Below are 20,613 nucleotides of genomic sequence, written 5' to 3'. Positions count from 1 at the left end.
CGGGTGAGCGACCGAGCGTTCGCCGCCCACGATATCGGCCTCGTCTTCGCCCCCGCACTGGGCGTCGGGGTCCGGCAGCAAATCGCGGTCCGCTCCAGCATCCGCCGCGATCTGGACGGCGAAGCGGATCGAATCGACCGCGACGGACGCCGGCCCCTCCAAGGTGTGACGGCTCGACGCAAACCTCCCCGCGATCCGGCCGCGCTCATCCACCGCGATCTCGCCCTTTCCGGCCGGATACCGCGCCAGGCACAGGCGGATTAGGCCTTCCACGAGGCCCAGGGCGCCTCGACGTTGATGATGTTGCGCCGGCTCACGTCCGGCGGCGTCGCCGCCTCGCGGACGTCGATGATGTGCTACGTCGTCGAGCCCTCCGACCTTCCGTAGACGGGCGCGGGTCGTCCCCGTCCTAGTGGCCGGACCTGTCGAGAGCGACGTCGCCCTCCAGCAGACACCCGACCGGGCGCCCGTTCGCGAAGCCGAGCCGCACCCGGATCTCGGACAGGCGGCCCATGACCCGGCCCTGCAGGATCCGGATCGGACGGTCGTCCGGCTCGATGAGGCCGTCCTGCAGCAGCCCGAAGGCCAGGGCCGCGGCGGCGATGCCCGTGGCGGCATCCTCGGGATAGCCGGACGCGCGGGGGAATTGCCGCGCCTCGAACAGCCGGGCCGGCCCGTCGAGCACGGCGTAGGGATACAGCCCGGTCGAGCCGATCCGCGCGCAGGCGGCCTCGACGGCGTCGCTCGCGGGCGCGAGGGCGTTGAGTGCGGCCGCATCGCGCATCGGCACGAGCGTCTTGACCCGCGAGGTCACGGCGTTGTGGACCGGCCGCGCGGCGAGGGCGTCCCGCCCGGACCCGAGCGCCGCCTGGACGTCGGCGCTCTGCTCGTCCGTCAGCGGCCGCACGCGGCCGACCGGCTGCGTGATCGCGACGCTCCAGACATCCGCGCCGCGCGAGCTCACGAATCCCGTCACGGAGCCGCTGCCGGTCGCGATCCGGACCGACGCTTCCGGAAGCCGCCCCTCGCGAGCGAGCACCCACAGGACGCCGATGGTGGCGTGGGCACACATCTCCATCTCGTGGTTCGGCACGAAGAAGCGCAGGCGCAGATCATGGGCGGCATCCTCCGCCGGCAGCGCGAAGCCCGATTCGTGGCCGTAGCGCCGCGCGACGTCGCGCATGGCGGACGCGTCGAGGTCCCGCGCGTCGGTCACGACGGGGCAGGGATTGCCGCCCGCGCCCGCGTGCGTGAAGACGTCGACCAGGGTCACGGGCGGCATCGGCCGGATCTCACTGGAGGTGGCGGGTGTAGGTGTCGCCGGCCGCCGCCTTGAGCGCGGCCCCCGCCTCGCGGCCGATGCGCTCTGCCTCCGCGACGAGCCCCTGCCGGGACGCGGCCCAGTGGCGGCTGCCGTCGGGCAGGAACAGAAGCCCGTCGATCCGCAGGCTATCCCCGTCGATCTGCGCGAGGGCCGCGATGGGGGTCCGGCAGGACCCGTCAAGTTCCGCGAGCAGCGCCCGCTCGGCCGAGACCGCGACGGTGGTCCGCTCGCACGCGATCGGCACCAGGAGGTCGCGGATCACCGCGTCGTCCGCGCGACACTCGATCCCCAGGGCACCCTGCGCCACGGCCGGCAGCATCTCCTCGACCGAGAGGACGCTGCGCGCCATGCTTTCCAGGCCGAGGCGCTGCAGGCCCGCCAGGGCGAGGAGCGTCGCGTCGCACTCACCGGCCTCGAGCTTGCGCATCCGCGTGTTGGCGTTGCCCCGCAGCGGCACGACCCGGAGATCGGGCCGCCGCATCAGGACCTGCGCGCCGCGGCGGAGCGACGAGGTCCCGACCCGCGCGCCCGGCGCCAGCCCCGCCAGACCATCGGCGTGCGGCGACAGGAACGCGTCCCGCGGGTCGTCGCGCTCGAGGATGCAGGCGATGGTGAGGCCGTCGGGGAGCCAGGTCTCCACGTCCTTCATGGAATGCACGGCGACGTCGACCTCGCCGGCGAACAGGGCCTGCTCCAACTCCTTGGTGAACAGGCCCTTGCCGCCGATCTCGGACAGGGGCCGGTCCAGGATCTTGTCGGCCACGGTGGTCACGACCACCAGCTCGGTCTCCAAGCCCGGATTGGCCGCCACGATCCGGTCACGCACCATCCCGGTCTGCGCGAGCGCCATCGGAGAGCCGCGGGTGCCGATGCGCAGGGGGCGGTTCAACATCTGGTTCCGGATCACTTCGCTGGACGGGACACCGCCTTATAGACCGAGCGCGGCGGCAGGCCACATTCCGTCAACCGGTTTCGGGCCAGGGTCCTGCGGCCGTTGAGTCGGTCGCGCCCCGCTTTCGCCGGACTGCGCGCCTAGCGGGACACGGCGGGTTATCGAGTCAACAGGTCGTATCGCGATGCTGATCATGCCGAGCCGACGGCAGTTCCTGGGCGGGCTCGGCGTGGGGGCCGGCCTGACCGCCGCGACGGGCGTCTACGCCTTCGACGTCGAGCCGCTGCACCGGCTGGTGGTGACGTCCTACGCGCCGACCCTGCCGCGCTGGGATCCGGCGCTGCGCCTGCGGGTGGCGGTGCTGGCGGATTTCCACATCTGCGAGCCGTACATGCCGTTCGACCGGGTGGCGGAGATCGTCGCGGCCACCAACGCCCTCGAGCCGGATCTGGTCCTGCTGCTCGGCGACTACCCGGCCGGGCGCATCGCGTGGCGCAAGCTGCCGCTCGATCAGTTCGCCCGGATGATGACCGAGCTCAAGGCGCCCCTCGGCACGCACGCGATCCTCGGCAACCACGATTGGTGGGACGACCACGCGGTCCAGCGGGCCGGCCGCGGCGTGCCGGCGGTCCGGCGCCTGCTGGAGGCGCAGGGCATTCCGGTGCTGGAGAATCAGGCCGTGCGCCTCGTGAAGGACGGGCGGCCGTTCTGGCTGGCCGGGCTCGGCGACCAGCAGCCGTTCTTGAACGCGTGGAGCACCTTCAGCCTCGCGGACCTGCCGCGAACCTTGCAGGCGGTCACGGACTCGGCGCCCGTGATCCTGATGGCCCACGAGCCCGACATCTTCGTCTCGGTGCCCGACCGCGTGTCGCTGACCCTCGCCGGCCACACTCACGGCGGCCAGGTCCGCCTGTTCGGCCACGCGCCCGCCATCCGCAAGGTGCGCGGGCACGACTATTCCTACGGCCACGTCGTCCAGGACGGCCGCCACATGATCGTCTCGGGCGGCTTCGGGATGAGCCGCATCCCCGTCCGGATGGGCGTTCCGCCGGAGATCGTTCTCCTCGAACTCGGCAAGGCTGACACGTCCGCGGCGGCCAGCTGAGCGGCGGGCGCGCCGAATTTCACTGCTGACCCATGTATCAGTGAAGTACATCTCGGTCGCACGCGATGAATTCCTGTCCTGCGTCCGCGTATCCGCGATGCACTCCTATAATCGTCAGTCATTGGCGCCGGTTTGACACGCCGAGATGCCCGTGAGACCGTCCCGCGTCGATTCGATCTGGGGACGCCCATGCCGATCCTGCTCGGCCTCATCGGGATCATCGTTGCGGGACTGTTCTGGATCTTGCGGACGCACGGGACCGTGAAGGGCCTGCAGGAGGTCAACCGGGACACGAAGGGCCTCCAGCGCCGCGCTGTCTCGACCTTCGAGAACCTCGTGGGGACGCCGTTGCAGCGCGTCCGCGACCCGCGCCTGGCGGCGGTCATCCTGATGATCCAGCTGGTCCGAACGGGCAGCCCCCTGACCGCCAGCGAGAAGACACGGATCCTCGAATACATGGAGACGCCGCTGGCGGTGGATCGGATCTCCGCGACCTTCGAGCGGGCCTGGGGCTATACGCAGGCGCGGCTACCGTTCTCGCAGGTCGCCGACACCCTGGCGCCGCTGCTGCGCGACGCGCTGACGCCGGCCGAGCGGGGCGAGCTGATCGCGATGCTGACCCAGGTGGCCGGCGCGCATTCCCCGCCCAGCGAGTTGCAGCGCGAGGGCATCGCCCGCCTCAAGCGGCGCCTCCTCGTCGGAGAGGGACCCGTCCTGGTCCAGAGGCGGGGCGAATCCGCCTGATCCGGATCGGAGCGGGGCCAGGCGCGCCGGAAGGCCGCGCCGCTCGCCTTTCCGGATCGCCGCGCTACCTCGCGGGCATGCGCGCGCTCCTGCCTCTCATCGTCTTCACCGCCCTCTCGGCCGGCGCCGGCGCCGCTCGGGCACAATCCTGCGACGCGCTGGTCGACAAGGTCACGGCCGAGACGGAGGCCAAGACGGCCGAGCGCCGGAGCGATTATGCCAGCTTCACCGCCGGTCCGGACATGACCCTGACGCTGGCCTGTGGCGGGCCGGACCTGTCCTCGGTGGGCGCGCAGTTTCGCGGCGCCAACCCGCCGGACCGCTACTACGACCTGTTCGGGCACGCCGGGCACGCGGTGACTGGCATCGACGCCGCCGTGATCACCGAGGCGGCGCATCGTGCCCAGGCGACGGCCACGAAGCTCCGGCACAGCAACGTCGACCTCGGCGGTGCCCGGGTCACCTGTTCGGCGATGGTCTCGCCCGACAAGGGTCCGCTGACGCTGTGCGCGGTGATCGAGAACAGCAACCGGAGCTGAGGCCGGCGGCCACAGCCGCCGGCCCGGGCACCCGCCTCAGAGCGGGATGTTGTCGTGCTTCTTCCAGGGCTGCTCCATCTTCTTGGTGCGGAGCATGCCGAGGGCCTTGGCGATCCGGCGACGGGTCGAGTGCGGCATGATCACCTCGTCGATATAGCCGCGCTCGGCCGCGACGAAGGGTGAGAGGAACCGGTCCTCGTACTCGCCGGTGCGCGCCGCGATCTTCTCCGGATCACCGATCTCGCTCCGGAAGATGATCTCGACCGCGCCCTTCGCGCCCATCACGGCGATCTGCGCCGTCGGCCACGCGTAGTTCACGTCCGCGCCGACGTGCTTCGACGCCATGACGTCGTAGGCGCCGCCGAAGGCCTTGCGGGTGATGATGGTGACCAGCGGCACCGTCGCCTGCGAGTAGGCGAAGAGCAGCTTGGCGCCGTGCTTGATCAGGCCGCCGTACTCCTGCGCCGTGCCCGGCAGGAAGCCCGGCACGTCCACGAAGGTGACGATCGGGATGCCGAAGGCGTCGCAGTAGCGCACGAAGCGCGCGGCCTTCCGCGAGGCGTCCGAATCGAGCACGCCCGCGAGCACCAGCGGCTGGTTGGCCACGAAGCCGACCGTGCGGCCCTCGATCCGGCCGAACCCGGTGATGATGTTGCGCGCGTAGGCGGACTGGATCTCGAAAAAGTCACCCTCGTCCACGACGCGGCGGATCAGCTCGCCCATGTCGTAGGGCTTGTTCGGGTTGTCCGGGATCAGCGTGTCGAGGGACGCGTCGATCCGGCTGACGTCGTCAAAGCTCTCCAGCTCCGGCACGCCGTCGATGTTGTTGGCCGGCAGGAAGTCGAGGAGGCGACGGATCTGCAGGATCGCCTCGACATCGTTCTCGAAGGACCCGTCCGCGATCGACGACTTGGTCGTGTGAACCTTGGCACCGCCGAGTTCCTCGGCGGTCACGACCTCGTTGGTGACGGTCTTCACCACGTCAGGGCCGGTCACGAACATGTAGCTCGTGTCGCGGACCATGAAGATGAAGTCGGTCATGGCCGGCGAGTAGACGTCGCCGCCCGCGCACGGCCCCATGATCACCGAGATCTGCGGGATGACGCCCGAGGCCATGACGTTGCGGCGGAACACCTCGCCGTAGCCGCCGAGCGCCGCGACGCCTTCCTGGATGCGCGCGCCGCCGGCATCGAAGATGCCGATGATCGGGGCGCGCATCTTCAGCGCCATGTCCTGCACCTTCACGATCTTCTGGGCATGCGCCTCCGAGAGGGAGCCGCCGAACACCGTGAAGTCCTTCGAGAAGAGGAAGACCGTGCGGCCGTTGATCGTGCCCCAGCCGGTGACGACGCCGTCACCCGGGATCTTCTGCTTCTCCATGCCGAAATCGGTGGAGCGATGCTGCACGAACATGTCGAACTCTTCGAACGACCCGTGGTCGAGGAGGAGTTCGATCCGCTCGCGCGCCGTCAGCTTGCCGCGCTTGTGCTGCGCCTCGACGCGCTTCTCTCCGCCGCCGAGCCGGGCCTGCGCCCGACGCTCTTCGAGCTTGTCGAGGATATCCTTCATGGCTGTTCCCGCCCTTCCCCTGCCCGTGGCCTGCGACCCGGATCGGGCCGGGTCCAAGCTTATGCGTTCACCGATCGAGCGCCCTTAGCACGCGGTTTTCGGGTGGCAAACCGACGCGGGGCGCGGCGGGATCAGACCTTCGGGGGATGGGGGATAATGGTGGACGGTGCAGGGATCGAACCTGCGACCTTTCCCGTGTGAAGGGAACGCACTACCGCTGTGCTAACCGTCCGTACCGGCGAGTCGCCTGAGCGCACGCCATCGTCGCTCGCCCTCGGGGGCGCCGCGACCCGGTGGCGGGCCTTCTAGTGCGCGGCAGGCCGCGCCGTCAAGCGCGGCCGGCGATGTTTGGCGACAACCGGACGAGCATCCGGAAGGCCTGTCAGAACCCGGTTCGCCCGGGCGCGGCGCAGCCGAAGCCGGCCTGGGGCTCGCCATCGTGTGCGCGGGCGAGGTTGACAAGGCCGCCGTGCCGGTGCGCTCTGCGGGCATGCACGATGGCCCAGCGGGCGCGGAGCCCGGCAGCGACGTGACGGCGGAGGGCGCGGCGGGGCCGGGCCGGCCGCGCGTCGCGATCACCTACTGCACGCAGTGCAACTGGCTGCTGCGCGCGGCCTGGATGGCGCAGGAACTCCTCTCGACCTTCCGGGACGACCTCGGCGAGGTCGCCCTGGTGCCGGCCACCGGCGGCACCTTCCGCATCGAGCTGGGCGCGGCCCTCCTGTGGGAACGGGTGCGCGACGGCGGCTTTCCGGACGTGAAGGCGCTGAAGCAGCGGGTGCGCGACCACCTCGACCCGGCGCGCGATCTCGGTCATATCGACCGGTCATGAGGCGAGGGAACGGCGACGAGCCCGCGGGGCGCCGCGGGCCGGGGATGGACCCCGCTTGAGTCCGGACCATCATGCCGAGGGCGCGGGCGTCCCCGCGGTGATCCCCGCGCGCCGTTCCTGGCTGTCGCGGCGGCTGCACCGCTTCGGGCGCAACGGCTTCTCGACCCAGGTCTACCTGATCGCGCTGGTGATCGCGCTGATCGGTCCCGGCCTGCTGTTCACCAGCATCCTGCTGATGCGCTACGCCTCCGCGGAACGGGCGCGGTTCGAGCAGGACGCCCGCGAGAACGTGCGCGGCATCGGCCTGTCTCTGGACCGCGACACCGCCGGCCTCGTGTCGGTGCTGCAGACGCTGGCGACCTCGCCGCGGATCCGGCAGGGCGAGTTCGAGGCGTTCGACGCCCAGGCGCGCCTCGTCCGCGAATCGATCGACCTGGACGTGCTCCTGCGCCGGCCGAACGGTCAGGAGGTGGTCAACACCGGCGTGCCGCGCGGCGCGCCGATGCCGATCGTCACGCTTCCCTTCGACCAGGATCTGGCCCGCGGCACGCAGCGCGCCATGGTGAGCGGCTACGTGCCCGGACCGATGCCGGGCGAGGCCACCTACGCGGTCGGCGTGCCGGTGATGGTCGACGGCGAGGTCGGGTACATCCTGAGCTTCACCGTGCCCCTGTCCCGCCTGCAGGGCATCCTGTCCCGCGAGGTCGTCCCGGGCTGGACGACGGGGATCAGCGACCGGTCCGGCATCGTCCTGGCGCGCCTGCCGGATCCCGAGGCGGTGGTCGGCAAGCAGCGCCTCGCCAGCCTCCGCCAGGTGCAGTCGTCGACGCCCGGCGTCTGGGAGGGCCAGGACCGCCAGCACAAGCCGGTGGTGGTGATCGAGGCGCGCTCGCGGCTGACCGGCTGGATGGTCGCGACCAGCATCCCGCAGGCCCTCGTCGACGCGCGGGTGCGGCGCTGGATCTGGGCCTTCGCGGGGTTTGGCCTGCTGGTGCTCGCCACCTCGTCGCTCCTGGCGGTGAACCTCTGGTCGCGAGTCTCGCGCCCCCTCCGGTTGTTGGCGGCGTCCGGGCCGGCCCTGGCCCGGGGCGAGGCGATCCCGCGCGTGTCGTCGCCGGTGCACGAGATCCAGCGGCTCGGGGTCGTGCTGTCGGAGGCGTCGCTGCGGCTGCGCACGCGGGAGGAGGAGCGCGACCGGGCGCTGGCCGAGACTAAGCGCGGCCTGAGCGCCCTCAGCGAGAGCGAGGCGCGCTTCAGGCACATGGCCGATTCGGCCCCGGCCCTGATCTGGATGACCGACGAGACCGGCGCAGTCAGCTTCGCCAACCTTCATTTCGAGCACCTGTTCGGGCTACCGGCCGCGCAGTTCAACGATGACGGCTGGCACCAGATCGTGCATCCCGACGACCTGGAGAACTTCCGGACGGCCTTCACCGAGGCGTTCGAGGCCCGGATCCCGTTCCGCACCGAGGCGCGGGTGATCGACCGGACGGGCGCGGTGCGCTGGCTCCAGTGCGAGGGCGTGCCGCGGCTCGACGACGCCCAGAACTTCCTGGGCTACACCGGCTGCAACATCGACATCACCGACACGAAGAACGCCGAGGAGCACCTGCTGCTCCTGATCCACGAGCTGAACCACCGGGTGAAGAACACCCTCGCGACGGTGCAGTCGATCGCGGCCCAGTCCCTGCGCGGGCTGGAGGGCGCGGAGGCCGACGCGGCGCGCGCCGCCTTCGAGGCGCGCCTCCTCGCCCTGGCGCGGGTGCACGACGTCCTCACCCGGGAGAGCTGGGAGGGTGCGGAACTCTCCGCCGTCGTGGCGGACGCGATCCGGCCGCTGGAGGCCGGCGACGGCCGGACCTCGCGGTTCCAGGTCTCGGGACCGGCCCTGCGTCTGCCGCCGCGGCTGGCGCTGTCCATCGCCATGGCCCTGCACGAGCTCGGCACGAACGCCGTCAAGTACGGCGCGCTCTCGACTGAGGGCGGCACGGTCGAGATCTCCTGGACGGTGCGGCGCCTGGAGGAGATGCAGCTCTCGCTCCGCTGGTCCGAACGCGGCGGCCCGCCGGTCAAGAAGCCGACACGGACCGGATTCGGCTCGCGCCTGATCGAGCGCAGCTTGGCGCGCGAGCTCGCCGGCGAGGTCGTGCTGAGCTACGAGCCGACCGGCGTGGTCTGCACCATCGACGCCCCCGTGCCGCCGCCGGGCCTCTTGGAGCGCAAGGGCGTCGCCGCCCCGACGCGGATCGCGCCGCTGCCGCTCGCCGGGTAGGCCGGCCCAGCGCGGCGCCTCCCGTCAGTGATACGGATCCGCCGCGTCGCGCAGACCGTCACCCATGAAGTTGAACGCGAGCACGGTCACCAGCACGGGCAGGACCGGCAGGAGCAGCCAGGGATAGAGCTGCACCGCCGCGAGATTCTGCGCCTCGTTGAGCAGCACGCCCCAGCTGGTCACCGGCGGTCTGAGGCCCAGGCCCAGGAATGACAGGGCTGTCTCGCCGAGGATCATGGTCGGGATCGACAGGGTCGCCGAGGCGATCAGGTGACTCATGAAGTTGGGGATCAGGTGCCGGCCGATCACACGGGTGGGCGAGGCGCCCATCAACTCGGCGGCCTGGACGTAATCCTCCTCGCGCAGGGCCAGGAGCTTGCCGCGCACCGCCCGCGCCAGCCCCGGCCAGTCGAGCAGGCCGAGGATCACCGTGATACCGAAGAAGATCAGCAGCGGGCTCCAGTTCGGCGGCAGCGCCGCCGACAGGGCGAGCCAGAGCGGCAGCTCCGGCAGGGAGCGCACCACCTCGATCAGCCGCTGCACCCCGGCATCGACGATACCGCCGAAATAGCCCGCGATGCCGCCGAAGAAGAGCCCCAGCGCGAATGAGATGGCGACGCCCACGAGGCCGATGGTGAGCGAGATCCGCGCCCCGTAGATCATGCGCGAGAACAGGTCGCGCCCGAGCTTGTCGGTGCCGAGGAGGAACAGCGTGCCGTTCTCTGGCGGGCAGACGAGATGCAGATCGGTGTGGACGAGCCCGAGCCAGTCGTAGCCGTCGCCCCGGCAGAGGAAGCGCAATGGCTGCGGGGCGGACGCGTCCACCTTGTAGTCCCGGCGGAACGTGTCGAGGTCCAGGTGGGCCCGGTAGGGGTAGACGAACGGCCCGACGAAGCGGCCCTCGTGGAACAGGTGGACGCGCTGCGGCGGCGCGTAGAGGAAATCGCCGTTGCGGCGGGCCTGCCCGTAGGGCGCCAGCTGCTCGACGAACGGTACCGTGGCGTAGAGCGCGAGCAGGATCAGGGCCGAAGCCACGGCGAGGCGGTGGCGCAGGAACTTCCGGAGGATGAGCCGCCACGCGGAGGCCGTGGCGACCGTGCTCTCGGCCCGGGCCTCCGGCTCGAAGGGTGCCGGATCGACGAAATGTCCGGATGCGGGAAGCGCGTCGGTCATCGCGGGGCGGGTCATCGCAGGCCCATGCGGATGCGCGGATCGAGCCAGACCAGGATCAGGTCCGAGATCAGCATGCCGACGAGGGTCAGGGCCGCGACGAACATCAGGATGAACCCGGCCATGAACTGGTCCTGGCTGCGCAGGGCCTCGAGGAGCAGCGGCCCGACGGTCGGCAGGCTGAGCACCAGGGAGACCAGCACCGAACCCGAGACGAGGTGCGGCAGCAGGTTGCCGATATCCGCCACGAACGGGTTCAGCGACATCCGGAACGGGTATTTCAGCAGCGCCTGCAGGGGCGGCAGACCCTTGGCGCGGGCGGTGACGGTGTAGGGCTTGGCCAGTTCGTCGAGCAGGTTAGCGCGCATGCGCCGGATCATGGCCGCGGTCCCGCCGAGGCCGATCACCAGCGTCGGCACGATCAGGTGCGCCATGAGCGAGCGGAGCTTCTCCAAGGTCCAGGGCTGGTTGGTGAGAGCCGAATCGTAGAGACCGCCGATCGACAGCCCGAACCACCGGTTGGCGTAGAACAGCAGGATCAGGGCGAGCAGGAAGCCCGGCACCGCGAGGCCGACATAGCCGAGCAGGGTGACGACGGCGTCGCCGAACGTGTTGCGGTGCGTCGCGGAGTAGATCGCCGCCGGGATCGCTACGAGGTGGACGAACACCACCGCCGTCAGGTTGATCAGCAGGGTGAGCCACAGGGCGTCGCCGACGACGTCCGCCACCGGCTTGTCGTACTCGAACGACCAGCCCCAGTCGCCCTGAAGCAGCCCCGAGAACCCGACCGACCCGGGCAGCACGCCGATCCACATCAGGTATTGCTGCCAGACCGGCCGGTCGAGCCCGTACTGCTTGATGAGCAGCTCGGCCTTCGCCACGGAACTGGCGTCGCCGGTGGCCCGCAGCTCCATGATCCGGTTGGTCAGGTAGTCACCGGGCGGCAGCTTGATGATCACGAAGACGAGGGCCGAGATGACCAGCAGCGTCACCGCCATGGTGACGACGCGGCGAAGGATCTGGGCGATCACCGGGCCTCCGCGCGCTTGTCGGCGCCAGGCTCGGCGCCCTTGTCCCAGAACAGCTCGTCGAGGCGCTGCACGCCGATCATCGCGGTGGGCTCCCAGGAGTAGAGGGCGCGCTTCGGGAGGTTGATCAGGCGATCGGCGCCGACCACCGGCTGGAGCGCGCCCGCCACCGTGCCGATCACCCACGTGTTGCGCGCGTGGTTCATCAGCATCTCGCGCCAGATCGCGGCCTGCCGGCCGGCATCGTCGGTGTGGCGCCACTCCCGGTCGAGCTCGATGAGGCGCTGGACTTCCGGGACGTCGCAGGGCTCGCCGCTCTTGCCGCGGCTCTCGACGTTCATGCTCCACAGCGGCCAGGAATAGTGCTCCGGCTGGGCCGGGCTCAGCTCGGTCGGCGGCATGATCGCGGTCGGGACGGCCAGATCGAGGCCCTGGGCGGCCACCATGACGGTGACCCCCGCGATGGAGCGCCGGTGCAGGTTCGTGCGCTCCTGCGGCTTGGTGATCAGGCGGATGCCGACCTCGCGCCAGAATTCCGTGATGAGGAGCAGCGCGTCGAGCACCATCTCGGCCTCGCCGTCGCTCTCCACCACCAGCTCCAGCGCGCGCCCGCCGGGCAGCAGCCGGGTGCCGGACCCGTCGCGGGCCGTCAGCCCGATCTCGTCCAGCAGCTTGGCGGCCCGGGCCGGGTCGTAGGACGCGTGGAGGGTCCGCATCTCGGGCTCGAACAGCGCGCTCTCCGGCACGATCGTGTCGTTGCCCTCGGTACCCAGGCCGAACAGGAGCGTGTTGTTCAGGGTGCGCCGATCGATGGCGAGCGACAGGGCGTGCCGGTAACGCACGTCGCGGTTGAGCTGCCGCCACGCCGGATCCGTCGTGGTGAGGTTGGGGTAGAGCGCGATCTCCGAGCCGCGGGCCACGGGCCACAGGTTGGTGCGATAGCGATGCGCCGCCTCACCCTCCTTGAGACTCGGGATATCCGGCATCATCAGGCCGCGGAACATCAGGTCCGCCTCGCCTGCGTTGGTCTTGGCGACCAGGAGGCCCTGGGAGGCCACGTCCATCACGATCGTGTCGACGTAGGGCAGCTGCGTACCAGCCGTGTCGACCCGGTGGTAGCTGCGGTTGCGCTCGAACCGGAACCGGGTGGCCGGCGAGCGGGTCCGCGGCACCCAGCCCTGCAGGGTCGGGCAGTCCGGGTTGTTCAGCTCGTAATTGTCGTCGAGACGATTGTGCAGGGCCGCCCAGCTGCGGAGCTTGAGCGCCTTGGCCTTCGCGTCGGCCGCATCCTTCCCGATGTAGCGGGCGTGATACGGCTTGAGGTAGTGCGACGGCCGGTAGATCAGCGGGTCGCGCGGCGCCGCCAGGGCCGGCAGGAACATCGGGTTCGGCCGATCCCAACTGTAGCGGACGGTGACCGGATCGAGGAACTCGACCGTCGGCAGCTTGCCGTCCACGCGGAAGAAGGCCGGCGGCCCGTCGGGGCTCAGCGCCTTCTCGTTGGCGACATCCTCCCAGTAGTAGCGGAAATCCTCCGTGGTGAACGGGTGCCCGTCCGACCAGCGGTGGCCCTGGCGAAGCGTGAAGGTGAAGCGGCCGCCCTCGACATCGACGCGCTCCAGCACGTCGGGCCGCAGGTTGAGATCGGCATCGTAGCCGATGAGGCGGGTGTAGCCGTAGACCGACAGGTAGCGGACGTCCCGTGCCTTGGCGATCAGGGTCCGGATCGTGCCGCCGGCGCTGCCGAGGCGGCGTCCGTGGGCGGCGAGGTCGGCCACGTAAGGGGTGGCCGGCAGCCCGGGCGCGTCGGCCGGCGGGGTGTCGGCGAAGGCCCGCGACGGCGCACGCGCCCAGATCGCCGCGGCGCCGAGCCCGGCGAGGAGGGCGCGGCGGGACACGGTACCGTCCCCTTCGTTCCGGTGCGGGAGAGCGGACGGGACGACGTCCCCCGGGTCCCAGGTCGTCATGGGCTGCCCCGCAACGTCACGGAGGTGAGCCGGGCGGGCGAGTAGCCGGTCGCCCTGTGCAGGTCGTCGAACGCGTGGGACCGGGCGATCAGCCCGGCGGCCTGCCGCACCAGGACGTCGTCGGCCGGCTGCTCGAAGTGGCGGCCGTTCCGCGTCCAGCGGATCGGCTCCGGGCTCCGCTCGGGCCCGGTGATCATCGCGATGGTCGGATGCGCGGGGCCACCATGGGCGTGGATCCGGTGCCCGGCCGCGTCGTCGTCGAAGAGCAGTCGGGTCAGCCCGCGGGCCTGCGCCTCGACGACCCGCCGGCCCTGCGCGACGTGGTCGTCGAAGAACGCCACCGTCCGCGCCGGGTCGAGCACAGCCCAGTCGGCGGTCGACCAGTCGGCGGTGCTGTAGCGCGCCTGCCGGTCGCGGTACTGGAGGCCCGACAGGTCCGGATCGTGGCAGAAGATCCGCGCCCTCGGGCGGGCCTGCCGGATCACCCAGGTGGTGAGGCCTCGGAAGACGCCCGATTCGATCACGAAGTCGGGCCGCAGCGCGCGCATGGCGACGTAGAGCTGCAGCGCGCCGTTGAAGCCGCTGCCGCCGCGCCGCTGCCGGACGGGGGCTGTCGGAATCAGATCCCAGAACGCCCGGACCTGCCCGAGCACGTCGCCGTCGGGGACGAGGCCGGCGGCGGCGAGATCGCGTTCCAGGATGGCGGCTGCCGATTCGAGCAGGGTCGCCACCTCGCGCGGCGAGGTCGGCCGGTGACTCCAGTCGGGGGCGGCCGGGACGAGGTCGTAGCCCAGGCGGTCGAAGAAGGGCGACAGCACCTTGCGGCGCAGGCGCTCCAGCATCACGGGCGGCCGGGCCTGCATCACGCGGCCTCCGCCCTGGGGGCGGCGCCGAAGCGCACCCGGTGGCCGGTCTCGACCGCGCGCATCGCGCCGGCCTCGTCGGGAGCCAGGCGGAAGGGCTCCTCCCAGGTGGTCGGGTCGTTGCGGTCGGCGGCGACGGCCGCGAAATCCAGGGGATGGTCCAGGCTCGGATCGGGCACGGCGGCGAGCAGCGCCCGCGTGTAGGGATGGACGGGCCGGCGGAACAGGGCCGCGCGCGGCGCCTCCTCGACGATGCGGCCCCGGCACATCACGCTGATGGTGTCCGCCATGTAGTCGATCACTGCCAGATTGTGGGAAACGATGAGGTAGGAGAGGCCCAGGGCGGCCTGGAGGTCCTTGAGCAGGTTCAGGATCTGCGCCTGGACAGAGACGTCGAGGGCCGAGACCGGCTCGTCGAGCACCAGCAGCCGCGGCTTCGGGGCCAGCGCCCGGGCGATGCCGATGCGCTGCCGCTGCCCGCCCGAGAAGGCGTGCGGGTAGCGGCCGAGACCGCTCGGCTCCAGGCCGACCATGGCCATCAGGGCGCGGCAGCGCTCCCGCCGCTCCGCCGCCGGGACCCCGTGGATCTCCATCGGCTCCGACAGGATCTGCCGGACGGTCATGCGCGGGTCGAGGGACGCGTAGGGGTCCTGAAACACGAACTGGACCGTGCGGCGGTACGCGAAGAGGGCGTCGCCGTTCAGAGCGTGGACGTCCCGCGGGCCGCTGCCGTCGTCGAACAGGATCCGCCCGGAATCGGGCCGGAGCGCCCGCATGATCATCTTCGAGACCGTGGTCTTACCCGACCCGGACTCGCCGACGAGCCCCAGCGTCTGGCCCGCCGCGAGGCTCAAGGACACGTCGGACACGGCGTGGACGATCCGCGGCTTCTGCCACAGCCGACCGGCGCGCAGCGTGAAGTTCTTGCTCACCCCCTCTACCTGCAGGATCGGCCCGGCCAGCGGCGCGGGCGTCTGGCCGGGCGGGATCTCGGCCTTGGCCGGGCGGATCGGCGTCAGCCGCTCGCCGGGCGCCATATCGAATCGCGGCACGGCGTGGAGGAGCGCGCGGAGATAGGCGTGGCCCGGCGCGCGCATCACCGTGTCGCGCGGGCCCGCCTCCACCAGGCGGCCGCGGTAGAGGACGGCCACGTCGTGGGCGATGTTGGCGACCACGCCGAGATCGTGGGTGATCAGCAGGATCGCCATCCCGGTCTCGTCCTGGAGCCGGGCCAGCAGGGCGAGGATCTGGGCCTGTGTGGTGACGTCGAGGGCGGTGGTCGGCTCGTCGGCGACCAGGAGCGCGGGTTTCAGGATCAGCGCCATGGCGATCATGGCGCGCTGGCGCAGGCCGCCGGACAGCTCGAACGGGTAGGTCCGCAGGGCGCGATGCGGGTCGGGGAAGCCGACCCGGGCGAGAGCCTCCTCGGTCCGAGCATCGGCCTCCTTGCGGTCCGCCCCGGTATGGATCCGCAGCGCCTCGCCGATCTGGTCGCCCACCGTGTGGAGGGGTGACAGGCAGGTCATCGGCTCCTGGAAGATCATCGCGATGCGCTGGCCGCGTATCGCCCGCATCGTCTCGCCCTCGGACGGGAGTCGCGCGATGTCGGTCTCGGTCTCGCCGTCCCGGAACAGGATCCGGCCGCGGGTGATGGCGGCGGCGGGCGGCAGGATCCGCAGGATCGCCTGCGCGGTCACCGACTTGCCCGAGCCGGACTCGCCGACCAGCGCGAGGGTCCGGCCGCGGTGGACGTCGAGGGACAGGCCGTGCAGGGCCTCGAACGGACCGCTCTCCGTGCGGAACGCGACCGCGAGGTCGCGGATGGACAATAGCGGGCTCAACCCGTCCTCGCGATCTGTGAGACCTGAGACTTAGATACCGCCGGCCCCATGTCCATCGCGGCCGCGCCGAAGTGTCCCCGAAGATCCAAGACCTGTATCGCCGGATGCCGCAGGAGCTTGTCCACCAGCGCGCCGACGAAGTCCCAGACGGCCTCATCGTGGATGCGGTGGTGGGTGAGAAGGCCGAGCGGCCGCTCCGGCGCGCCGGCGATGTCGGCGGCGAGGCCGCGCAGCAGGCAGTCGGGATCGATCAGGCCCCGGGTACCACGCCAGTCGATCGGGTCGAGGGTGGCGTCGAGGCGGAGCAGCCCCGGGATCGGCGGACCCGGCACGGCCGAGAGGCCGCGATAGCCGAGATCCGGGAGGGCGGCGGCGAGGTCGGGCGCGACGCGGTTCCACGGCGGCACGAAAACCGGCAGCAGCGACGCCTCCGGCAGCCGCTGCCGGGCGATTTGCAGGCCGGCAGCGGTGTCGGCCATCAGGGCCTCGAGGGGCCGGTGCGCGCCGAACTCCGCCCGCTTCTCGCCCGGCGGGGCATGATTGCGATGGGCGCGGCCGTGGACGGCGACCGAGACGCCGGCAGCCGTTTCGAGCCGCCGCGAGAGGGAGGACTCGATGTTGGTCGGAATCGCGGCGAGGAGCAGCGGGACGCCGTGCCCTGCGGCGAGAGCGACGAGCCGGTCGAGTCGCGGACCGCCCGCGACCGCGTCGTCGTCGCGCCAGAACAGCCGAACGCGCTGGCCCCGCGCCGCGACGGCATCGAGGGCGCTGTGGACGGCGTCGAAGGCCGGATCCGCTGCCGGGAGGCGGCCGCGCCGCCCGCGCTCGCCCGCGTGCAGGGCCTCGGCCAGCGCGACCGTACGCGCGGCGCCGTCCAGATCGATCCTGTGGTCCCCGGGCGCAGGGAGGGCACTTTGCGACGCGATGGCCTGCATCAGGCTCTCGGGCGTCAGCGCCGATTCGGGCAGCACCCGGGCGAGTCGCCGGGCGGCGAGGCGCTCGGCACGCAGGCGCTGCTCGGTCTCGCCGCCGGCCTCGAAGGGTACCAGGACGGCAGGTGTCCGGGTAACGAGGAGATCGACGGCCGTGTTGTAGCCGCACTGGCTGACCGAGACGGCGGCGCCGGACAGGAGGGCGCGATAGTCGGGTCGGGCGCGACCGAGGATGCCGGGCTCCAGACCGTGGCCGATCTGGGACAGCGCCGCCTCGGGCACGCCGTGGCCGGCCAGGATCCGCCAGCCGAGATCCGGCCGCTGCCGGGCCGCATCGGCGGCCGCACGCAGCAGGACGAGCCCCGCCGGCCCGGATCCGGCGGCGACCAGCACGCCGGAGCGGTGCGAGGCCGGCGCTGGAGCGGTCCCCTCATCCACGTATCCGGTGTAGCGGACCTTCGCGGCGGTCGCCGCGTCGAGGGGCCACGAGGCCTCGAGCGGGATGAGCGCCGGATCGCCGTGGACCAGCACGGCGTCGTAGAGGTCCGCAACCCGCGCGTGCGACTCGGCGATGCGCTTCGGCTTGGTCGAGGCCACGAGGACGTCGCGCACGGAGGCGAGGACGAGCGGGCGCCGCTGCCGGGCGCGAGCCGCGTCCACCAATGCCATGAACTCGGGCGCCAGGGCGCGCCGGCCGAACGGGAACAGCTCGGTGACGACCGCGTCCGGCCCGAAGGCTGCCAGAGCCTCGATCATCAGGCTGCGGCGGCGCTCGAGCAGTGCCGGCCCGGCCGCGTGTCCGTCGGGGTCCAGCAGCGTCGAGAAATCCGTGCCGGCGATCCGGAGCGGCGGCAGCTGCACGAGGCGCAGGCCGTCGGAGCGGACCATCGGTGCCGGGACGCCGCCCGAGACCAGCATCGTCTCGTGGCCGGCCGCCGCGAAGGCGCGGGCGATGGCGGCCGAACGGGTGAGGTGCCCCGCGCCGAGCAGATGCGTGACCGCGATCAGGACGCGCACGCGGACAGCTCCGGTTCGTGGGCGGCCGCGTCCTGCGGCAGACCCGCGGAGGCGCGCAGCCGGCCGGCGATCAGCGCGATCGCCGCTTCCGCGGAGAAGTCCTGCACGAGCCGGGCCAAGGCCGCCGCGCCGAGCCGCTGGCGGTAGCCAGGATCGCCCGCGAGACGGGTGAGAGCGTCGGCGAGCGCCGCCGGCTCGCCGGGCGGGACCAGGACGCCGTGGACCCCGTCGGTGATGAATTCCGGCGTGCCGGCGAAGGCGGTCGCCAGGATCGGGAGCGCCTGACTTGCGGCCTCCATCAGCACGTTCGGCAGGCCGTCGCGGTCGCCGCCGGGCGCGGGCTTCGTCGGCAGGACGAAAAGGTCGGCCGCGCGCATGGCCTCGATCACCGCGGGCTGCGCCAGCGCGCCGCGGAAACGGACGCGCTCCGCGAGGCCGCCGGCAGCGATCCGGGCCTCCAGGGCGTCGCGGAGTTCGCCGCCGCCGATCAGGTCGAGCCGCCAGTGCAGGTGCGCGGGCAGGGCGGCGAGAGCGTCGATGAGGTCGTCGTGCCCCTTCTTGGCGACCAGCCGGCCGACGCAGAGGAGCCGGAGGGCGCGGTCCGGATCCGTCCCGTCGCGCGGTTCGCGCGGCGGCGGGGGGGCCGGAAAGCGCGCCAGGTCGAGCCCGTGATAGGCGAGCTGCGTCCGGCCCGGCGCGAGGGCCTGCAGGCGCGCGAGCCCGTCGCGGGTGCAGGTCACGCCCCATTCGGCGTCGCGCAGCTTCTCGGTCAGCTCCCAGTCGGGCGTCGTCCAGATGTCCTTGGCGTGCGCCGAGAAGCTCCACCGGCGCCCGGTCAGGAGCGCGGTGTAGCGGGCGACGCTGGCGGGCGTGTGGAGGAAGTGCACGTGGATATGGGCGACCTCGGCCGGCAATTCCCGGGCGAGGACCAGTGCCTGCCCGAGGCGCCGCAGCCGCGACGCCGTCGGGTCGCGCCGGAGATCGCGGGCGAACAGCGCCAGCAGCGCGGGCAGGTTCGGCCGGCGGAGTGCCGCGCCCAGCCCGCGAAGCACCCGCAGCGGCGCGTCGCGCAGGTATTCGGGCAGGTAGGCAGCGCCGGCGCGGATCTGCGCGTGCATCGGGTGGCGCGCCCGGTCGGTCGGGCGCCGGAGCGACCAGATCTCGAGGGCCAGGCCGGACCGTTCCAGCGCCAGCAACTCCTGGGCGATGAAGGTCTCGGAGAGCCGCGGATAGCCCTTCAGCACCACGGCGACCCGCTTGGCGCTCACGAATAGGCCTGCAGGCACGGGCGGGCTGCGGCGTCCGCGCCGCCGCGCGCGGTGAGCGCCCTGACGCGGCGCGCGACCGCGTCGAGGCCGTCGAGCAGACCCGGCACCAGCACCCGCGACGGCGGGTCCTGTCCCGGCAAGTCGCGGAGTGCCGTCGCCATGCGCGCCGGCGCCCGGCCTTCCGCCTCCATCAGCACCCGCGCGAGGCCGAGCCGCTCGGCCGCGAGCGCCCGGATCGCCTGCTCCCGCCGCGGCTCGGTCCGGGGCACGAGGACCGCCCGGCGGTCGAAGGACAGGATCTCGCAGAAGGTGTTGTAGCCCCCCATAGCGACCACGCCGGTGGCCTTGCGCATCAGGAACTCGATCTCGCTGTCGAAGGTGATGGCCGCGATCCGGTCGCCGAGGCGGCGGATGCGCGCCGCGAACCCGTCCCGGGTCCCGGCATCGAGGAAGGGACCGAAGGCGATGAGCGCGGGGAGGGGAATCGCGGGATCGGCCTCGTAGGCGGCGATCACCCAGTCGATCAGGGCTGCCCCGTCGCCGCCACCGCCCGGCGTCACCAGGATGAAGGGGCCGTCGGCCACCGGCGGCTCCTCGCGGCCAGCGCGGCGTTCCGGGAGCTCCCGGCGAAGATAGCCGGTGTAGATCAGGCGCGCGTCGATGCGGGCGGCCATGTCGGGCTCCATCGGCAGCGCCGCCAGGGGCTCGTGGATGCGGCTCAGCCCGTAGACCCAGATCTCGTCGTAGAATCGCGCCATCGTCTCGGCCGCACCCTTGCGCTCCCATTCGGGGACGAGGCGGTCGGCGTCGTCGAGGACGTCGCGCAGGCCCAGGACGAGGCGGATGTCGCGTTCGGCGGCCTGCTCCAGCACAGGCAGCAGCTCGCCGTGGAAGCCGGCCGGTTCCTTGTCGACGATGATCAGGTCGGGCCGAAAGGCGGCGCAGGCCTGGGCGATGATCGCGGAGCGCTGCTCGACGGTGCGCGCCAGCGGGGTCGCGCCGTCCAAGCTGGCATAGCCGCCGTCGGCGAACTTGGTCACCGGCGGCAGCCGGACCGTGCGAACGCCCGGCGCGAAGGCGAAGCGGTCGACCACCGGCGAGCCCGAGACGATCATCGCCCGGGCGCTGCGGTTGCTCGCCACGATCGCGTTGGCGATCGCCCGCGAGCGGCGCAGATGCCCGAGCCCGAAGGTATCGTGGCTGTAGATCAGGACGCGCGGGGCCGATGACGGCTCGTCCAGTCGCATCGA

17 protein-coding genes and 1 tRNA gene are annotated in these 20,613 nt (G+C 71.9%); 6 read left to right on the top strand and 12 right to left on the bottom strand.

All coding sequences use genetic code 11. The features are described from left to right. Positions 1–3: 3 nt before the first annotated feature. A complete protein-coding gene (locus ACTJK8_RS10180) occupies positions 4–264 on the top strand; it encodes a hypothetical protein (RefSeq protein ID WP_070999733.1) in 261 nt (86 codons plus the stop codon). Positions 265–409: 145 nt separating this feature from the next. On the opposite strand, the gene ACTJK8_RS10175 is transcribed toward ACTJK8_RS10180, so the two are convergent. Together ACTJK8_RS10175 and hemC are read right to left on the bottom strand one after the other, a co-directional pair. After that, the gene (locus ACTJK8_RS10175) at positions 410–1,282 is read right to left on the bottom strand and encodes a PhzF family phenazine biosynthesis protein (RefSeq protein ID WP_012319793.1); all 873 of its coding nucleotides are present in this window, start codon (positions 1,280–1,282) and stop codon (positions 410–412) included. A 10-nt stretch (positions 1,283–1,292) separates the two neighbouring features. After that, the gene (gene hemC / locus ACTJK8_RS10170) at positions 1,293–2,216 is read right to left on the bottom strand and encodes a hydroxymethylbilane synthase (RefSeq protein WP_059408861.1); all 924 of its coding nucleotides are present in this window, start codon (positions 2,214–2,216) and stop codon (positions 1,293–1,295) included. 184 nt (positions 2,217–2,400) lie between these two features. Here hemC and ACTJK8_RS10165 point away from each other — a divergent pair, with 184 nt between their 5' ends. From ACTJK8_RS10165 to ACTJK8_RS10155, 3 genes are all read left to right on the top strand, one after another. Then, complete coding sequence (locus tag ACTJK8_RS10165; RefSeq protein WP_024829683.1) at positions 2,401–3,321, top strand: metallophosphoesterase; 921 nt, start codon at positions 2,401–2,403, stop codon at positions 3,319–3,321. A gap of 189 nt (positions 3,322–3,510) precedes the next feature. Then, positions 3,511–4,065, top strand: coding sequence for a TerB family tellurite resistance protein (locus ACTJK8_RS10160; protein WP_024829684.1), 555 nt, complete (start codon positions 3,511–3,513; stop codon positions 4,063–4,065). A gap of 77 nt (positions 4,066–4,142) precedes the next feature. Beyond that, positions 4,143–4,604, top strand: coding sequence for a hypothetical protein (locus ACTJK8_RS10155; protein WP_024829685.1), 462 nt, complete (start codon positions 4,143–4,145; stop codon positions 4,602–4,604). Positions 4,605–4,640: 36 nt separating this feature from the next. Here ACTJK8_RS10155 and ACTJK8_RS10150 read toward each other — a convergent pair whose 3' ends face one another. Then, entirely contained in the window at positions 4,641–6,173 is a 1,533-nt protein-coding gene (locus tag ACTJK8_RS10150; RefSeq protein ID WP_012319788.1) for an acyl-CoA carboxylase subunit beta, read from the bottom strand. Positions 6,174–6,330: 157 nt separating this feature from the next. Then, positions 6,331–6,405: transfer RNA gene (locus ACTJK8_RS10145), tRNA-Val, on the bottom strand. A gap of 258 nt (positions 6,406–6,663) precedes the next feature. On the opposite strand from ACTJK8_RS10145, the gene ACTJK8_RS10140 reads away from it, so the two are divergent. Next, complete coding sequence (locus ACTJK8_RS10140; RefSeq protein ID WP_210383092.1) at positions 6,664–7,005, top strand: SelT/SelW/SelH family protein; 342 nt, start codon at positions 6,664–6,666, stop codon at positions 7,003–7,005. Between the two features lie 55 nt (positions 7,006–7,060). Then, on the top strand, positions 7,061–9,277 hold the full coding sequence (locus tag ACTJK8_RS10135) for a sensor histidine kinase (RefSeq protein WP_012319786.1): 2,217 nt from the start codon (positions 7,061–7,063) through the stop codon (positions 9,275–9,277). Positions 9,278–9,301: 24 nt separating this feature from the next. Here the strand turns inward: ACTJK8_RS10135 and ACTJK8_RS10130 are convergent, their stop codons facing one another. From ACTJK8_RS10130 to ACTJK8_RS10095, 8 genes are read right to left on the bottom strand one after another with little or no spacing between them, the layout of a single operon-like run. Then, positions 9,302–10,450, bottom strand: a complete 1,149-nt coding sequence (locus ACTJK8_RS10130) for an ABC transporter permease (RefSeq protein ID WP_440761862.1) — start codon at positions 10,448–10,450, stop codon at positions 9,302–9,304. Between the two features lie 11 nt (positions 10,451–10,461). Beyond that, entirely contained in the window at positions 10,462–11,478 is a 1,017-nt protein-coding gene (locus ACTJK8_RS10125) for an ABC transporter permease (protein WP_024829688.1), read from the bottom strand. Next, positions 11,475–13,442 (bottom strand): ABC transporter substrate-binding protein, encoded by a 1,968-nt coding sequence (locus ACTJK8_RS10120; RefSeq protein ID WP_440761861.1) that lies wholly within the window; start codon positions 13,440–13,442, stop codon positions 11,475–11,477. The genes ACTJK8_RS10125 and ACTJK8_RS10120 overlap by 4 nt, the downstream gene beginning before the upstream one ends. Then, a complete protein-coding gene (locus tag ACTJK8_RS10115) occupies positions 13,439–14,305 on the bottom strand; it encodes a hypothetical protein (protein ID WP_058606816.1) in 867 nt (288 codons plus the stop codon). Before ACTJK8_RS10115 ends, ACTJK8_RS10120 begins: the two co-directional genes overlap by 4 nt. Beyond that, complete coding sequence (locus tag ACTJK8_RS10110) at positions 14,305–16,146, bottom strand: ABC transporter ATP-binding protein (protein ID WP_058606815.1); 1,842 nt, start codon at positions 16,144–16,146, stop codon at positions 14,305–14,307. The genes ACTJK8_RS10115 and ACTJK8_RS10110 overlap by 1 nt, the downstream gene beginning before the upstream one ends. After that, positions 16,143–18,095, bottom strand: a complete 1,953-nt coding sequence (locus ACTJK8_RS10105) for a glycosyltransferase (RefSeq protein WP_440761860.1) — start codon at positions 18,093–18,095, stop codon at positions 16,143–16,145. The genes ACTJK8_RS10110 and ACTJK8_RS10105 overlap by 4 nt, the downstream gene beginning before the upstream one ends. Beyond that, a complete protein-coding gene (locus tag ACTJK8_RS10100) occupies positions 18,083–19,363 on the bottom strand; it encodes a glycosyltransferase family 4 protein (RefSeq protein ID WP_440761868.1) in 1,281 nt (426 codons plus the stop codon). Before ACTJK8_RS10100 ends, ACTJK8_RS10105 begins: the two co-directional genes overlap by 13 nt. Further along, entirely contained in the window at positions 19,360–20,610 is a 1,251-nt protein-coding gene (locus tag ACTJK8_RS10095; protein ID WP_012319778.1) for a glycosyltransferase family protein, read from the bottom strand. The genes ACTJK8_RS10100 and ACTJK8_RS10095 overlap by 4 nt, the downstream gene beginning before the upstream one ends. Positions 20,611–20,613 lie beyond the last annotated feature (3 nt).

Source organism: Methylobacterium sp. 22177, assembly GCF_052045615.1.
In the GTDB taxonomy this organism is placed as follows: Bacteria; Pseudomonadota; Alphaproteobacteria; order Rhizobiales; family Beijerinckiaceae; genus Methylobacterium; species Methylobacterium radiotolerans.
The sequence above is the reverse complement of the archived record's forward strand: the minus strand, read 5'-3'. Positions and strand labels throughout refer to the sequence as shown.

Excerpts from the sequence above, each read along its gene's own strand:
- ACTJK8_RS10140 (WP_210383092.1), top strand. The coding sequence starts at position 6,664 with ATGCACGATGGCCCAGCGGGCGCGGAGCCCGGCAGCGACGTGACGGCG.
- ACTJK8_RS10150 (WP_012319788.1), bottom strand. The coding sequence starts at position 6,173 with ATGAAGGATATCCTCGACAAGCTCGAAGAGCGTCGGGCGCAGGCCCGG.
- ACTJK8_RS10120 (WP_440761861.1), bottom strand. The coding sequence starts at position 13,442 with ATGACGACCTGGGACCCGGGGGACGTCGTCCCGTCCGCTCTCCCGCAC.
- ACTJK8_RS10095 (WP_012319778.1), bottom strand. The coding sequence starts at position 20,610 with ATGCGACTGGACGAGCCGTCATCGGCCCCGCGCGTCCTGATCTACAGC.
- hemC (WP_059408861.1), bottom strand. The coding sequence starts at position 2,216 with ATGTTGAACCGCCCCCTGCGCATCGGCACCCGCGGCTCTCCGATGGCG.
- ACTJK8_RS10155 (WP_024829685.1), top strand. The coding sequence starts at position 4,143 with ATGCGCGCGCTCCTGCCTCTCATCGTCTTCACCGCCCTCTCGGCCGGC.
- ACTJK8_RS10175 (WP_012319793.1), bottom strand. The coding sequence starts at position 1,282 with ATGCCGCCCGTGACCCTGGTCGACGTCTTCACGCACGCGGGCGCGGGC.
- ACTJK8_RS10165 (WP_024829683.1), top strand. The coding sequence starts at position 2,401 with ATGCTGATCATGCCGAGCCGACGGCAGTTCCTGGGCGGGCTCGGCGTG.
- ACTJK8_RS10160 (WP_024829684.1), top strand. The coding sequence starts at position 3,511 with ATGCCGATCCTGCTCGGCCTCATCGGGATCATCGTTGCGGGACTGTTC.
- ACTJK8_RS10130 (WP_440761862.1), bottom strand. The coding sequence starts at position 10,450 with ATGACCGACGCGCTTCCCGCATCCGGACATTTCGTCGATCCGGCACCC.
- ACTJK8_RS10115 (WP_058606816.1), bottom strand. The coding sequence starts at position 14,305 with ATGCAGGCCCGGCCGCCCGTGATGCTGGAGCGCCTGCGCCGCAAGGTG.